We start from the raw sequence: 13009 nt of genomic DNA on the forward strand, positions 1-13009 counted from the left end.
ACCTCGGCCGGCGGAAGGGATACAGACGAACCGGCCTGGTCGCAGTCATCAATGAGTGGCGGTGCCCCGTTCGAGACCTGCCCTGGACCAGTCCTGGACCAGCCACTTCCCGTCGCGCATCAGAGTACGTCCGGCCATCTCGGGAACCGTTCCCCACGCCTGCAGCACCTGTGGGGCGACCTGGAAGAAAACGTACGAGGCGTGGTCCTCGCGAGGGTCCCAGCCGCTCTTGGCGGCGAAGGCGTCGCCAACCTCGGCCGGAAGCTCCTCGCGGGTCAGCATGCGCGTGGTGCCGTGGATCAGGACCACGTCCCGGCTATGGCCGAAGCTGAGCCGGACCCGGCCCGAGGAACACAGGTTGCGCCCGGTCGGGTTGCTGTCGCGGGTAGACAGCCACACCGCCTCGCCGTCCCACCAGAAGGCCAGCGGAACGAGGCACGGCTCGCCGGTAGCGTCGGCCGTGGCGACCCATACGTCGTTGTCCCGCGCGAGCCGTTCAAGCGCCTCGCGCTTGCGCTGCTCCGAGCTACGGGGGCCGCTGGGATGAGAGTCAACTGCAGTCATGCGGGGAGGTTATGGCGTGCGGCGCCCTGCCACATCCGGCGGCGGAACCAGGTCGCACGGCGGAGAGGCGTGCTCGTACTGGGCATACTCGAACAGCCCGGCGCAGCAACGGGCACGCCAGGCAGGACTTTCTCTGCACGGCCCGATACCGGGTCCGGCAGGAGGGGGCGTGGCTCAGGGGGCGGGTGGCAGCCGGTGAGCGCGCGGCGGTGGCCGTACTGGTTCGGAGGGTGGATGCGCGTCGTTGGGAAAGTTGTGGGCGGGGTGGCCGTGACGGCTCTGGCAGCATTGTTCGTCGTCCTGGGGTACGGGTTCGTCCGTACGGGACTCGACGGGCTGAACGACGCTTCCGCGGGCTCGGCACGTGAACGGTCCGTCGACGGAATCGTCCTGGCGCAGGACAAGGTGAGCGAGCCCCAGGGAAGCCACAGCAAGAGGATCGAAGTCCGTTTCACCACGGCCGCCGGGACGTCCTACCAGTTCTGGGAGGCCGGCGACGCGGATGTCGGCGACACGATCCGCGTCCGCTACGAGCCGGGCCGCCCAGAGACGGCGACCACTCACTCCGTGACGAGCGACAGGACGGGGTACGGAATGCTGACCCTGGTCGGACTCGCGCTCGTGATCCTCATGCCGCTGCTGATACTCAGGCTCGGCCGGGAAGGTGTCCGCGACATTCGACGGGCGGTGCGGAAACGGTCGGCCGTGGGATGACGCTGCCGTCCAACGTCCGGACAGGGCACCATCCCGGGGCGACCCCCTCCAGCGCTTCGCGTCGTGCCGCGGTCAGGGCGCCCGTACCGGTCTCGACGGGAAGGCCGCCGAGCCCTGCGCCGCCTGGCCATCAGGGCCATCAGCCGCGCAGGCCAAGCCACCGGAGAACGGGCGGGGCCGGCCGGTCAGGCATCGGTGTAGTCAACGATGACGTCGAGCGTCGACTCGACGGAGCCGAGCTGGGTGTACAGGTGCTTGATCCACCTGCCCTTCGGCTGCGGGGACGCGTGCGGGACGACGACGCCGGTGAGGAAGCGTGCCCTTCGGTCCCGCCGGCCGGGATGCCCCGGGCCGTGCTTGCGCGCGGGCCGGGGCTCCGGTGCCGGGGTTCGCGCCTGGTGGTCAGCGTTCGAGGAGGGCGATGCGGATGGCTCGTTCGACGTGGGCGGCGGTGTTGGCGTGTCCTGCGGCATTGGGGTGCACCAGGGTGACGCGCTTGCCGATGAGTCCGCAGTTCAGCAGGGTGCCGGGGAGCCTGGCGGGCCAGTAGTCCGCGGCGTCGCCGCAGATGCCCTCGACCCACTTGGTGCCCGCGGGCCGGCAGGCGTCGTGCCCCACGCTGGAGGAGTAGACGTCGACGTAGCGGTCGCCGAAGAAGCCCGTGACGTTCTTGATCGTGCTGTTCAGCTTCTTGAGGACGTCGTCACGGAGCCAGTCGACGTCGGCGTGGGTGATCGAGCCGAGCTCGGTGAGGGAGAGGCGGTTGCAGGTGCTGCCTTCGGTCGGCAGGATGGCCGGGTAGCCGACCGTGATCACCTTGGCGTTGGGCGCGGCCTGGTGCACATTGGCCAGCATCTGGATGTACTCGTCCTGGACCCGGGCGAGCTTGTCCTCGATGTTCTCCTCCCCCTCGGGGGGATTGGTGTAGTGGTCGCGGCAGGACTTGCCGGTTGCCCCCAGTTCGAGGCACTTCATGAGCATGCCGCCGAAGGGCAGACTGTTCCCGCCGACGCCGACGGTCACAATGTCGGTCTGATCGTTGAGGTCGGCCCGCTGGGTCTGCAGGTCCACCGCGGGCCAGCCGCCCTCAGGGGGCTGAACGGGGCTGATCGGTGTCTGCTTGGCCGTGGCGATGTTGGCGATGGTGGCGTTGCCGCAACTGACGTTGGTCAGGTGGACGGGCTTGCCCGGCGGGAACTCGGCGAGCTCCCGCTCGACAACGCCGGGGTAGGCGTCGGTGGTGCGGTCGCAGCCGTCCCGTGACGGATCACCCAGCGCGGGCAATGGATCACCGACGAAGCCCCCGGCGGTGTACGAGTCGCCCAGCGCGGCCCACTCGTACTGGTCAGCCGCACCGGCGGAACCGGCGGGCGCGAGCGCGGACGCCGCCAGCGCGAGCCCGACGACCAGTGCTCGCGTGCGCAGGCGGGAGACAGGGTGGCGCATGGATCCTCCAGGATCTCCGAAAGACGCCCAGGGCCGAACGTGCCCCGGAGCGGAAGGCACCTCGGCCAAGATCATCCACACCGTCGGCCCGCACCCGCGGCGAATCGGGTCCACTACCCCCGATCGAGCTAACGACCTTGGGGCAATTGAGGCCGGGGCGGGGTGGCCTGGCGGTACGGCCGGCAGGTGGTCAGCAGGTCGTCGTGCGGACGAGGACCAGTTCGGTGCTCGCCGCGCGGCGGGTCGCCCGGCGAGCCTGTGAACAACGCCGGCGCGGTCGGCGCCCCGGCGCCGACCCCGAGCCGGTCCGACGCAACCCGGCAGGCGGACCTGGAGATGAACCTCCTCAGCGCCGTGGGCTGGACCGGGCCCTGGCGCCGGGAATGGCCGAGCGGGGTTCCGGCGTCGTCGTGCACGTCTCCTCGATCGCCAGCAGGACATCACTTCGGAAACCTGCACGGGCAGCCGCGTCCGCACCGGCCCGGCCAACATTCCTTCTGCCCGCGCGTGGACAGGGACCGCCACCCCTCACCACTTGAGCGCGCCATCGTTCTCCTCACTGCCAACGACGCCGCGGAGGATCGCGCTGGCGGCCTCGGCCGCCGTGCCGCCCGGTGGCCCGTGAGTCACCCCTGTTGCACATCACCGTCGGTGAGTATGTCCAGCATCCGGCCGTGCAGATGTGTGGACGTGACCAGGACGCCGCCGGCGCCGTCAGACCAGGGGGTGCCGTTCATGTCGGTGATGACGGCACCCGCCTCCAGGTCCGTCCCGCCCATCCGGATGTCTTCCGCATGGGCTTCGGCGGTGGACGGCCCGGTGGCCCAGACGGAGGACTTGTGCGATGGAGACCCCCGCCCGGCCGAGTGGGGCGGCGATCTGGCGGGTGGTGTGACGTGCCCCGTCGCGGGTGGTGGTCCTGCCGCTCCGGTTCATTCCGGCAGTCGGCTCATGGGCCGGTGAATCGGCGGGCGGGCCCGGGCCGCCTCGATGTCCTGGACATGCTCTTCGGCCCAGATCCGTACGGCGCGCAGTGGGATGAGCAGGGAGCGGCCCAGCGGTGTCAGGGCGTACTCGACGCGGGGCGGGTTCTCGTCGTACTCGTGACGGCTGATCAAACCGTCCGTTTCCAGGGAACGCAGGGTTTCGGTGAGGACCTTCGGGGTGACGCCCCGGATATGCGCCTTCAGTGCGCTGAAGCGGCGAGGTCCGTCTTCGAGGGCGTTGACGACGAACACGGTCCAGCGGGCGCCGATACGGTGCAGCACCGTGCGGCTCGGGCAGGTCGCTGCCATCACGTTGTACGCCTCGCCCATTGCTGCTCCTGGTTCCGTTGAAGATACCGGTATCAAATCCATACCGTTGAATCCGATCCTACGAGAGGGCGTGAGACACATGGAACGGATCCTGGTCATCGGCGGTGCACGGGCGCTTGGCGAGGCCGTCGCGAGACGTGCGGTGAAGGACGGGTACGACGTTGTTGTCGGTGCCCGCGATCTGGCCGCGGCCGACGCGCTGGCGAGCGAGATCGGCGCCACAGCGGTGCGGGTCGATCTGCAGGACGAGTCGACGCTCGCGGCCGCGGCGAAACGGCTGAAGGAAGGAATCGACCACATAGTGACGACCGGGTCGGCGCCGCACGATGTTCGCGCGACCGAGCTGGATCGCGACAAACTGCTCGCTGCGTTCACCGCGAAGGTGGTCGGCCCGATGCTGGTGGCCAAGCACTTCGCGCCGGTACTGCGGCCGACCGGGTCGATGGTGCTGTTCTCCGGTGTTGTCGGCTGGCGCCCTGGGCCGGGATCACTCGTCAAGGGAGTCACGAACGGTGCGGTCGAGTACGCCGCGCGCCACCTGGCGGCGGATCTGGCGCCGGTACGGGTCAATGCGCTCTCGCCCGGTGTCGTGGACTCGGGCACATGGGATCGCCTGGGTGACAACAAGGCCGCCTTGCTCAGTAGGAGCGCGGCTGGGACCTTCGTCGGACGCCACGGCGAGAGCGACGACGTCGTCGACACGGTGATGTGGCTTCTCCGTGCGGGTTTTGTCTCCGGCGAGACGATCCACGTCGAGGGCGGCGCCCGCCATGGATCCGCCTGATGCCTGGCTGCCGGGCACTTCCGGGCCCGCGAGCGCTGCCTGCCGGGAGCCGCGCTCCTCAGTGAGGCTGAGAGCCGGCAGCTTCCGGGAGTAGGGCTCAGGTGGTGGCGACGCATGGACGGCGGGTGTCGGTGCACGGCCGGGCATCCGCCGCTCCGTGTCTTTGCCCGGTTTGCCCGGAGGCTGTTCCGCGCGGGCTGGAGTTGTCCGGAGGCTGTCCCGTGCAGGGGGGGGAGCGTCCACCATCAGGCCCTCGTCCGCAGGGCGGTGGGACGCAGGACATGCCTGATGAGACCCTGTTCGGGGTGATCATTTACGTGCTGGTGGGCGTACGGGCCAAAAGAAGGGGGGCGAACTCACAGGCCCCAGCCCCGTGGACCGGGGTGGACCGGGTTCCAGGACGCACAGCCTGTCGGACGCGGCCGGACTGCCCCTGGCCGTCGGCGTCTCTGCCGCCAACACCCACGACAGCCAAGGTCTGACGCCCATGGTGGCCGCTCTCCGGCCGAGACACGATCCCCACCGCGGGCTGGCATGACAAACCGGCACGCTTCACGAGGACAAGGCGTACGACATTCCTGACCCGTGGAAGCGGCTGCGCGGAAAACGAACCGGCGTCCGCATTGTCCGCAAAGGAATCGACTCCGGCGAACGGCACGGACGCCGCAGATGGGTCATCGGAAGGACCATGCCGTGGCTGACCGGCTACCTCGGACTCAACCGACACAATCGGTACCTCCATCCCTGCGCACTCACGCCAGGCCGTGTATGGAAAGTGGATCCCGGGCTGTGAATGATCACGGTTCATGGGCCGGGGAGATCTCACGGACGAGCAGTGGGCAACGCTGGAGCCGTTGGTGCAGAGGGGCACGAAGGCGGGACGCCGCCCGGCTGGCCTCGGCGGCAGCTGATCGACGGCATACGCTTCCGGGTCCGGGCCGGCATTCCGTGGCGGGACGTGCCCGTCGAGCACGGGCCGTGGGGCCGGGCCTACGACGTGTTCCGCCGACGGCAGGGGGCGGCAGCTGGCACCGTATCCTCACCCGGCTCCAGGCCCTGACCGACGGGAAAGTGGCGATCACGTGCGACCTGAGTGTCACTCCACGGTGTGCCGCGCCCATCAGCACGCGGCCGGAGCACGCAAGCAGGGCGACTCGCAGAAGGAACCACCGGGCGGTGTGTTCACCGAGCCCGAAGACCACGGACGGGGATGCTCGCGCGGCGGGTTCACCAAGCTGCGCCTGGCTGTTGAGCAAGGTCAGAGACCATGTCGATCGTGGTCACGGCCGGGCGGCGAGGCGACTTGCCGCGGTTCGAGCCCGTGCTGGAGAAGGTCCGCGTGCCTCGCGCCGGGCTGGGCCGGCCGCGCGTCCGCCCCAACCGGGTCCGCGTGGACGAGGTGCACGCCTCCCGCAAGAACCGTGCCTATCCGAGTATTGCGGAATCCGCTGCCCCATCCCCGACAGGGCTGACCAGGCGCACAACCGCAGAAGGCTCGGTTCCCGCGGCGGTCGGCCACCACGCTTCGCCCCGGACGACCATCGCGAGCGTCATGCGGTGGAGTGCGGGATCGACCGCCTCAAGAGGAACCGCGCTGTTGCCACGCGATACGACAGGCTCGCGGTCCGCTACGAGGCGACCGTCCTCGTCGCGGCCATCAACGAGCGGCTGTGACCCTCGGCCATCACGCGGTGGGATCCACGTTCCACATCTCCGGCAGATCGCTGCCGCAGAAGACGCAGACGAAGTCGTCTTCGCGCACGATGTTGTGCTCCTGGCAGCCAGGACACCGACGGAACACCACCTCGTGGGTGAAGCCGACGAGCCGTTCCAGTCCTATGTCGTCCAGAGCACGAGCGACCTCCGACCAGGAGTCGATGTCGGGGCAGTAGCCGGTGGACTGGTTGCTGACCTCGCTCACGGCCCACCGGTCCGCCTCACGCACGAATCCGATCTCGCCGGCGCTCAGAACCATGGATCCGTCGGCACAGGCCACGTGCTCGCTCCGTCGCGGCGCCAGCCGAAGCGCACCGTCCGTGCCGACCACGAAGGTGAACGGCTCGGCCAACTCCGCCGCCGACCGCCCAGCAATCCAGTCGCCGAACTCAGCTGCCGAGCTGATCCGGCACCCACCGCTGCCAGGCCGGATCGCAGCCTTCAACTCGACCGGTCCGACGTATCGGTATCTCCGCCTCCGCGCACTCACATCAGCCAACCTGGATCACTTCCGACACACGCCCTGGCTCTGCGGGGCCGCACGAGCCCGCAGAGTCTCCAAGAACCCCTTCGAGAACCAGGGCCATTCAACATCCAGGGCCACCGCTTTCACACGTGACGGTGGTGGATCTGCGGATCCCCATCCTTCCTGCGGCTGATCTCCACCAGCTTCGGATAGTCGACGGCGACTCCACGCAGCAATGTGTGCACGGCTTGCTCCACCTCGTCGTCGCTGGTCACGGCATGACCGAACAGTGCGCGGTAGTGGACAAGTGAAGCGAGCAGGTCGAGCAGCAGGCCGCGGTCGATGTCGTCACGCAGGTCCCCGCGTGCGAGAGCGCCGTCGAGCACCTTGCTGACAGCGGCCCGTGGCGGGTCGAAGAGCGCGGCCATGAAGGCCTCCCGCCGCTGCGGATCGTCCCCGCAGTCGGCGAGCAATGAGGCGAGCGCCTCCGGCGGCATGCGCTGGAACGCCGCGACGTGCAGTTTGATCGCGTCACTGAGATCACAGATCGTGCAGTCGGTGCTGGGTGCCTTGAGCCGGCCCAGACGGGCCGTCAGGGCGTCGAGTGCCAGGTTCGGCAGGGTGCCCCAGCGCCGGTAGATCGCCGGTTTCGTCGTACCGGCCCGGCGCGCCACGGCCTCAACGGTGAGTCGCGTGTAACCGACCTCGTCGAGGAGTTCGAGCACCGCGCCGAGGATCGCCCGGTCGATGGCCGCATTTCGTGGCCGTCCGCCCGGGGCCCGGCTGTCGGATGCTGGTTTCACTTGCCTCATCCCGCCAGTCTAGGGTTACGTTACGGGTCGACCCGTAACGTAACTTGGGAAAGGGGCTGATCATGACTGTTGCCAGCGAAGAACCAAGAGCGTCGACGGCCGGATGGGCAGTGTTGTTCGGCCGCGAACACGGGCCGGTCGCCGTTACGCTCGCCGCCGGCGTCGCCCTGCACGCCGTGAACGTCTACCTGGCGACGACCATCATGCCGTCGGTCGTCGACGACATCGGCGGGTCCAGCCTGTACGCCTGGGCCACCACGATCTTCGTGTTCGCGTCCGTACTCGGCTCGGCGGCCGCGGCCGCCGTCCTCGGGGCCCGGGGCCCGCGTTCGAGTTACCGGTTCGCGGCTCTCCTGCTCGCGGCCGGCACCACCGTCTGCGCACTTGCCCCCAGCATGCCGGTCCTGCTGGCCGGACGACTTGTCCAGGGCCTCGGGGGCGGCTTGCTCTTCGCCCTGTCCTACGCCATGGTCCGGATCACCCTGCACGAGACGTTGTGGCCACGCGCCATGGCACTCGTCTCCGCCATGTGGGGAGTCGCGACGCTCGTCGGTCCCGCCCTTGGTGGCATCTGTGCCCAACTCGGCGCCTGGCGCGACGCCTTCTGGAGCCTGCTGCCGTTCCTGCTGTTCTTCGGCTTCTGGGGGGCGATGCGCCTGCCGAGGGGAAGGACGGATGGGTCGACCCCGCGGATTCCCTGGACGAGTGTGAGCCTGCTCGGCCTGGCAGTGCTCGTCATCTCCGCGGCCAGCATCTCGTCCCGGCTCGCGGTCAATGCCGCCGGAATCCTGCTGGCGGCGCTGCTGCTCGCCGGCTGGCTGCGACGCGAACGCGGTACGACCCACCGGCTCATCCCGGCCACCGCGTTCGGACCCGACGCCCGGTTGCGGTTCGTCTACCTCACCATGGCACTCCTGGTGCTCGCCAGCACGGTCGAGGTCTACATCCCCTACTTCGGGCAGCAGCTGCAGGGACTCGGACCACTCGCGGCCGGCTATCTGGGCGCCGTCCTGGCCGCCGGCTGGACGCTCGGCTCGATCGCGTGCAGTGGGATGTCCCACCGCAGTCGATCGATCATCGGCATCAGTCCGGTCTTCTCCCTGGCCGGGCTCGCCGGACTCTTCTTCGCCGGCCCGGTGCACTCGGGCTCGGTCGCGGCGGTTGCGGCGGTATCCCTCGGACTGCTCATGCTGGGCTGGGGGATCGGTATGGGTTGGCCTCATCTGCTCACCCGGGTCCTGCAGTTGGCGCCGGATGCGGATCAGGACCTCGCGGGTTCCTCCGTCACGACGATCCAGCTCGCCGCGACGGCGTTCGGATCGGCGCTCGCAGGGACGGTCGCCAATGTCGTCGGGTTCTCCGGCAGCGCGAGCACCGGCGACCTGCAAAGCACCGCACGCTGGATGTTCGCACTGTTCGCTCTAGCTCCCCTGGCCGCCGTGGTCACCGCACGGTGTGCCCGCCGCTGACACACTCCACCGCGGACGGGCGTGAGCTGTACCCATCCGTCCTGCTGCGCGGTGACCCACCGGCCGAGGTCGCGCTCTGGACGTGAGATGTGGGCCTGCCACAGGGTCCCGGTCTCCCACGCGGGCACCGCTCTGAGGAACACCGTGCCAAAAGTGACCCCGAAGTAGGCCGCAGGTGAACCGGCGGAGGCTGGGTGAGGGCCCCGCAGAAGCAGCGGGGCCCTCACCGTAAGTGGCGGGCAGCCCCGCCGTCATCCCACCGCCTCCGCGATCTGGGGAGTGATCTTGCGCTACCCCCGCAGCACCGGGGTGAAGCGGCCGTCCGCCAGTCCCATGATTCCCTGTCCGGTCCATGCGGCCGCCCACCGCCGCAGCGTACGCTCGCTGATCTTCCCCGGGCCCAACTGGACTGCGTCATCCGGATGCAGGGCCCTCAGCTCGGCCACCTCGGCCGGGCGGCGCCTGATCGGCGTCCGCTGCGGGTCGTACTCCCTGCGGCAGGTGGAGAACCGGATGCGGGAGCCGGAGGGCAGGGAAGAGATCCGGGCCGCTGCCTACGTATGCGCTCAAATTTCTCCGACTGGAGAAAACTGAGGAACGGCGATACGCTCGCCATCGTCGGGCCGGACCGCACCGTCGGGGACGACGCGGCCGACCCGCCCCGACGGGGAGGGCGGGCGAGGAGGTGAAACCGGCACGGGAGTACCGGGCGGCACCTGTGGGCCGGGGCGACCCGATCGTGGTGCCCACCGGCCGGTCACCGTTCGGTGCAGGCACGGGAACCGGAAAAGCCACCGATCGTATGCTTGTCGCGTGCGCATTTTCGTCGTGCGTCATTCGTCGGCATGCGTGGATTATGGTATCGGCGGGCAGGAATTCGGTCTGCGGCATCGCGGATTTGAACGCGCGCATTTCCAGGACGGTGCGTATTTCATACGGACTTCGTTTCGCCGTCCGACCTCGATAATGCGCGATGTCGCCCGCTCGAACATTCGGGGATTCCACGCCGATACGCCCCCGGTGTACTCGTTCGGCGGGCACGGGAAGCAATCTCTCCCGCCCGCCGACCCGTGAGGGACCGCTACCCGTCGTCCCGCAGTCGCGCGATCAGTTGTGTCCGGGAACGGACTCCCGCCTTCTCGAAGACGTGCTGCACGTGCGTCTTGACGGTGGCCACGCTGATGAACAGCGCGGCACCGATCTCGGCGTTCGCGGCGCCCTCGCAGACCAGGCGGACCACATCGCGCTCGCGAGGGGTGAGCCCCCACGCGGCAACCGGCGGCCCGGTCTCTACGGGGCAGCGGCCGGCCTGGAACGTGTGCTCCAGGAATGCGTGGGCCTTGTCGAGAAAGCCCAGGTCGGAGGGGGTGAACTCGCCCAGCTCCGCAGTCCGCAGCAGGGACAGGCCGCCCACGATCCGCGCGCCGCTGTAAAGGTAGAGCTCTGTCTCGTGGCGGAACCCGAGCGGGGCCATGAAGCGCCGGTAGTACTCGCCGCGCTCGTATCGCTCCGGCAGGTCGCGCATGGTCACCAGGGGGCGGCGGGGGCCGACGAAGCGCCGCGGGTGGAACGGGTCGAGGCGGTGGTAGTGCGCGGTGTAGCTCCGGTTCTCGACAGGCCGAATCCGGTGGAACGCGTGATCGACGGCGTTCAGTCGCGCGTCGACGGAGTAGAAGACGATCCCGGAGCAGTTCACCATGTTCGCCAGGAACGTCATTGCCTCGGTCTTGAAGCTCCAGAGGCTTTCGTTTTCAGGGAGAAGTCGCATCGTTGTCGCCACAACCTCGAAGCGGATTTGCGCGATTCTAGCAGGAACCCGGGAAAGCGAAACAGGCGCGATCTCATACATTGGAATGATGTCCGGGGCCGTGGGACGGGCATAGCTTCACCTCGGCGATCGGGAATACCGGTCGCAGCGGAGGAAGGGAATGCCGAGGCAATGACTGGGACCACGGCCGGGCCGGCCACAGAGCCGGCGACCAGGACGATCATCACCGGCGGGCACGTACACACCCTGAACCCGGCCGCACCCGAAGCCGAGGCCGTCGTGCTGGAGCACGGCCGGGTACTCGCTGCGGGGCCGGACGACGACATGCTCAGCCTCGCGGGTCCGGCCGCGCACCGGATCGACGCGGAAGGCGCCTGGGTGGTGCCCGGACTGATCGACACTCACCCCCACGTGCTGCACTTCGGGGGACTCGCGGGCGGCCTGGTCGACCTGACCGACGCCGTCGACCACGCCGACATCGTCGAGCGGATCCGGGCCAGGGCCGCCACCACGCCGGCCGGCGACTGGATCATGTGCACCCCGGTCGGCGAGCCGCACTACTTCATCCGCCGCTCCGAACGGGATCTCGCGGAGCGACGACTGCCCGACCGCTACACGCTGGACCGGGCCACCACCGACCACCCGGTGCTGATCCAGGCGTGGGCGCCCAAGATGCCCGCCGTGGTGGCGTTCAACAGCGCGGGAATGCGCGCCGTGGGACTGGTCGGCTTCCTGCCGGACCGGGTCTGCGACGTCGAGATCGACAAGGACGAGCACGGCGACCCGACCGGCATCCTGCGCGGCCCGGTCACCAACTACTACACGTACGACCCGTTCTGGGGCCAGATCCTGATGAAGCTGCCCAGCCCGGACCCCGCCGACGCGGTTCAGGGCACGATCGACGAGATGGCCCGCTTCACGGCCCAGGGCGTGACCGCGCTCTACGAGGCACACGCAATGGAGCCCGAGCACATCGACGTCTACCGCCGGCTTCGGGCCGCAGACGCGCTCACGGCCCGAGTGCTGGCGACCTGGGACATGGAATCGGCCATCTTCTATCCGTTCGATCCGCTGAGCCTCGACGAGTTCACCGAGCGCCTGCACCGCCTCGGCGCCGACTGCGTCGACCTCGACGACGACCTGCTGCGGTTCAACGGCCTCACCCTCAGCCCCGGCGGCCCGTGCTTCTCCGGCCACTTCGCGACCCACGAGCCCTACACGAACCCCTTCGGCCGGCCGGCGCGCGGTACCCGCTTCATCACCCTCGACAAGGAGGAGGCGTTCGTCCGCCACTGCGCCGAGCACGGCATCCGCGCGAACGTATGCCTGGGGGCCTACCGCGAGCACGACGAGTTCCTGGAGATCGCCGAACGCGTAGTGCGCGAGCACGACTTCCGGGACCGGCGCTGGATCCTTCAGCACGCCATGACCATCACCCCGGCCCAGGTGCGGCGCTACCGTGCCCTCGGCTTCCAGGTCACCACGTCGGTCGGCTTCGCGTGGGGCAAGGGCACGATGTACGGCGAGCGGATCGGCACCCACGTGTGGCGTGACCTGACGCCACTCAGGCGGCTGCTGGACGCCGGCCTCGACCTCGCCGGGGGTACCGACTGGGGGCCGAAGAACCCCTGGGAACAGATCAAGCTCGCCCAGACGCACGAGTTCGCGGGCAGCGACCACCGCAACGACGGACCGGACCAAGTGCTCACCCGAGCCGAGGCGTTCGCGATGTGGACCACCGGTGCGGCCGAGGTGCTCGGCTGGTCGGACATCGGCGCGCTGGTGCCCGGCCACCACGCCGACATCGCGATCGTCGACCGCGATCCGCTGCGCTGCGACCTGGACGATCTCGCGGGCACGACGGTTCTGCGCACGCTGCTCGGTGGGCGGACCGTACACGACACGGGTGACCTGCGGACCGTCGGCGACGAGCCGGCATCGATGGAGGCGTGAC

The 13009-nt window shown here is 69.2% G+C and carries 13 protein-coding genes and 2 pseudogenes; 8 read left to right on the forward strand and 7 right to left on the reverse strand.

Features of this window, described 5'->3' with window-relative positions:
- Positions 1 to 48: 48 nt before the first annotated feature.
- Positions 49 to 564, reverse strand: coding sequence for a pyridoxamine 5'-phosphate oxidase family protein (locus ACGF8B_RS25360; protein WP_392742690.1), 516 nt, complete (start codon positions 562 to 564; stop codon positions 49 to 51).
- A 234-nt stretch (positions 565 to 798) separates the two neighbouring features.
- Between ACGF8B_RS25360 and ACGF8B_RS25365 the strand changes: the two genes are divergently transcribed.
- Complete coding sequence (locus ACGF8B_RS25365; protein WP_392742693.1) at positions 799 to 1278, forward strand: DUF3592 domain-containing protein; 480 nt, start codon at positions 799 to 801, stop codon at positions 1276 to 1278.
- 402 nt (positions 1279 to 1680) lie between these two features.
- On the opposite strand, the gene ACGF8B_RS25370 is transcribed toward ACGF8B_RS25365, so the two are convergent.
- On the reverse strand, positions 1681 to 2724 hold the full coding sequence (locus ACGF8B_RS25370; RefSeq protein WP_392742695.1) for an SGNH/GDSL hydrolase family protein: 1044 nt from the start codon (positions 2722 to 2724) through the stop codon (positions 1681 to 1683).
- Between the two features lie 258 nt (positions 2725 to 2982).
- Here ACGF8B_RS25370 and ACGF8B_RS25375 point away from each other — a divergent pair.
- A pseudogene (locus ACGF8B_RS25375) lies at positions 2983 to 3218 on the forward strand (SDR family NAD(P)-dependent oxidoreductase); the annotation flags it as partial.
- Positions 3219 to 3350: 132 nt separating this feature from the next.
- Here ACGF8B_RS25375 and ACGF8B_RS25380 read toward each other — a convergent pair.
- Together ACGF8B_RS25380 and ACGF8B_RS25385 are read right to left on the reverse strand one after the other, a co-directional pair.
- Entirely contained in the window at positions 3351 to 3503 is a 153-nt protein-coding gene (locus tag ACGF8B_RS25380) for a hypothetical protein (RefSeq protein ID WP_392742698.1), read from the reverse strand.
- A gap of 153 nt (positions 3504 to 3656) precedes the next feature.
- Positions 3657 to 4040 carry a winged helix-turn-helix transcriptional regulator gene (locus ACGF8B_RS25385; RefSeq protein ID WP_392742700.1) on the reverse strand — a complete coding sequence of 128 codons (384 nt, stop codon included), beginning with the start codon at positions 4038 to 4040 and terminating at the stop codon, positions 3657 to 3659.
- 79 nt (positions 4041 to 4119) lie between these two features.
- On the opposite strand from ACGF8B_RS25385, the gene ACGF8B_RS25390 reads away from it, so the two are divergent.
- The 3 genes and pseudogenes from ACGF8B_RS25390 to ACGF8B_RS25400 all read left to right on the forward strand — a co-directional run bounded on the left by ACGF8B_RS25390 (position 4120) and on the right by ACGF8B_RS25400 (position 5884).
- A complete protein-coding gene (locus ACGF8B_RS25390) occupies positions 4120 to 4824 on the forward strand; it encodes an SDR family oxidoreductase (protein ID WP_392742702.1) in 705 nt (234 codons plus the stop codon).
- A gap of 239 nt (positions 4825 to 5063) precedes the next feature.
- Positions 5064 to 5545 (forward strand): annotated as a pseudogene (locus tag ACGF8B_RS25395) (transposase); the annotation flags it as partial.
- Positions 5546 to 5617: 72 nt separating this feature from the next.
- Positions 5618 to 5884 carry a transposase gene (locus ACGF8B_RS25400; RefSeq protein WP_392742705.1) on the forward strand — a complete coding sequence of 89 codons (267 nt, stop codon included), beginning with the start codon at positions 5618 to 5620 and terminating at the stop codon, positions 5882 to 5884.
- Positions 5885 to 6508: 624 nt separating this feature from the next.
- On the opposite strand, the gene ACGF8B_RS25405 is transcribed toward ACGF8B_RS25400, so the two are convergent.
- Positions 6509 to 6973: a hypothetical protein gene (locus tag ACGF8B_RS25405; protein WP_392742966.1), complete on the reverse strand. Its 465-nt coding sequence runs from the start codon at positions 6971 to 6973 to the stop codon at positions 6509 to 6511.
- Between the two features lie 176 nt (positions 6974 to 7149).
- Positions 7150 to 7731 carry a TetR/AcrR family transcriptional regulator gene (locus tag ACGF8B_RS25410; RefSeq protein ID WP_392742708.1) on the reverse strand — a complete coding sequence of 194 codons (582 nt, stop codon included), beginning with the start codon at positions 7729 to 7731 and terminating at the stop codon, positions 7150 to 7152.
- A gap of 149 nt (positions 7732 to 7880) precedes the next feature.
- Here ACGF8B_RS25410 and ACGF8B_RS25415 point away from each other — a divergent pair, with 149 nt between their 5' ends.
- Positions 7881 to 9287: an MFS transporter gene (locus ACGF8B_RS25415; protein WP_392742711.1), complete on the forward strand. Its 1407-nt coding sequence runs from the start codon at positions 7881 to 7883 to the stop codon at positions 9285 to 9287.
- 813 nt (positions 9288 to 10100) lie between these two features.
- On the forward strand, positions 10101 to 10361 hold the full coding sequence (locus ACGF8B_RS25420; protein WP_392742713.1) for a hypothetical protein: 261 nt from the start codon (positions 10101 to 10103) through the stop codon (positions 10359 to 10361).
- Between the two features lie 7 nt (positions 10362 to 10368).
- On the opposite strand, the gene ACGF8B_RS25425 is transcribed toward ACGF8B_RS25420, so the two are convergent.
- The gene (locus ACGF8B_RS25425; protein ID WP_392742716.1) at positions 10369 to 11004 is read right to left on the reverse strand and encodes a response regulator transcription factor; all 636 of its coding nucleotides are present in this window, start codon (positions 11002 to 11004) and stop codon (positions 10369 to 10371) included.
- Between the two features lie 222 nt (positions 11005 to 11226).
- On the opposite strand from ACGF8B_RS25425, the gene ACGF8B_RS25430 reads away from it, so the two are divergent.
- The gene (locus ACGF8B_RS25430) at positions 11227 to 13008 is read left to right on the forward strand and encodes an amidohydrolase (protein ID WP_392742719.1); all 1782 of its coding nucleotides are present in this window, start codon (positions 11227 to 11229) and stop codon (positions 13006 to 13008) included.
- Position 13009 lies beyond the last annotated feature (1 nt).

Origin of the sequence: Streptomyces sp. NPDC047917, assembly GCF_043204345.1 — a bacterium.
Classification (GTDB): domain Bacteria; phylum Actinomycetota; class Actinomycetes; order Streptomycetales; family Streptomycetaceae; genus Streptomyces; species Streptomyces sanglieri.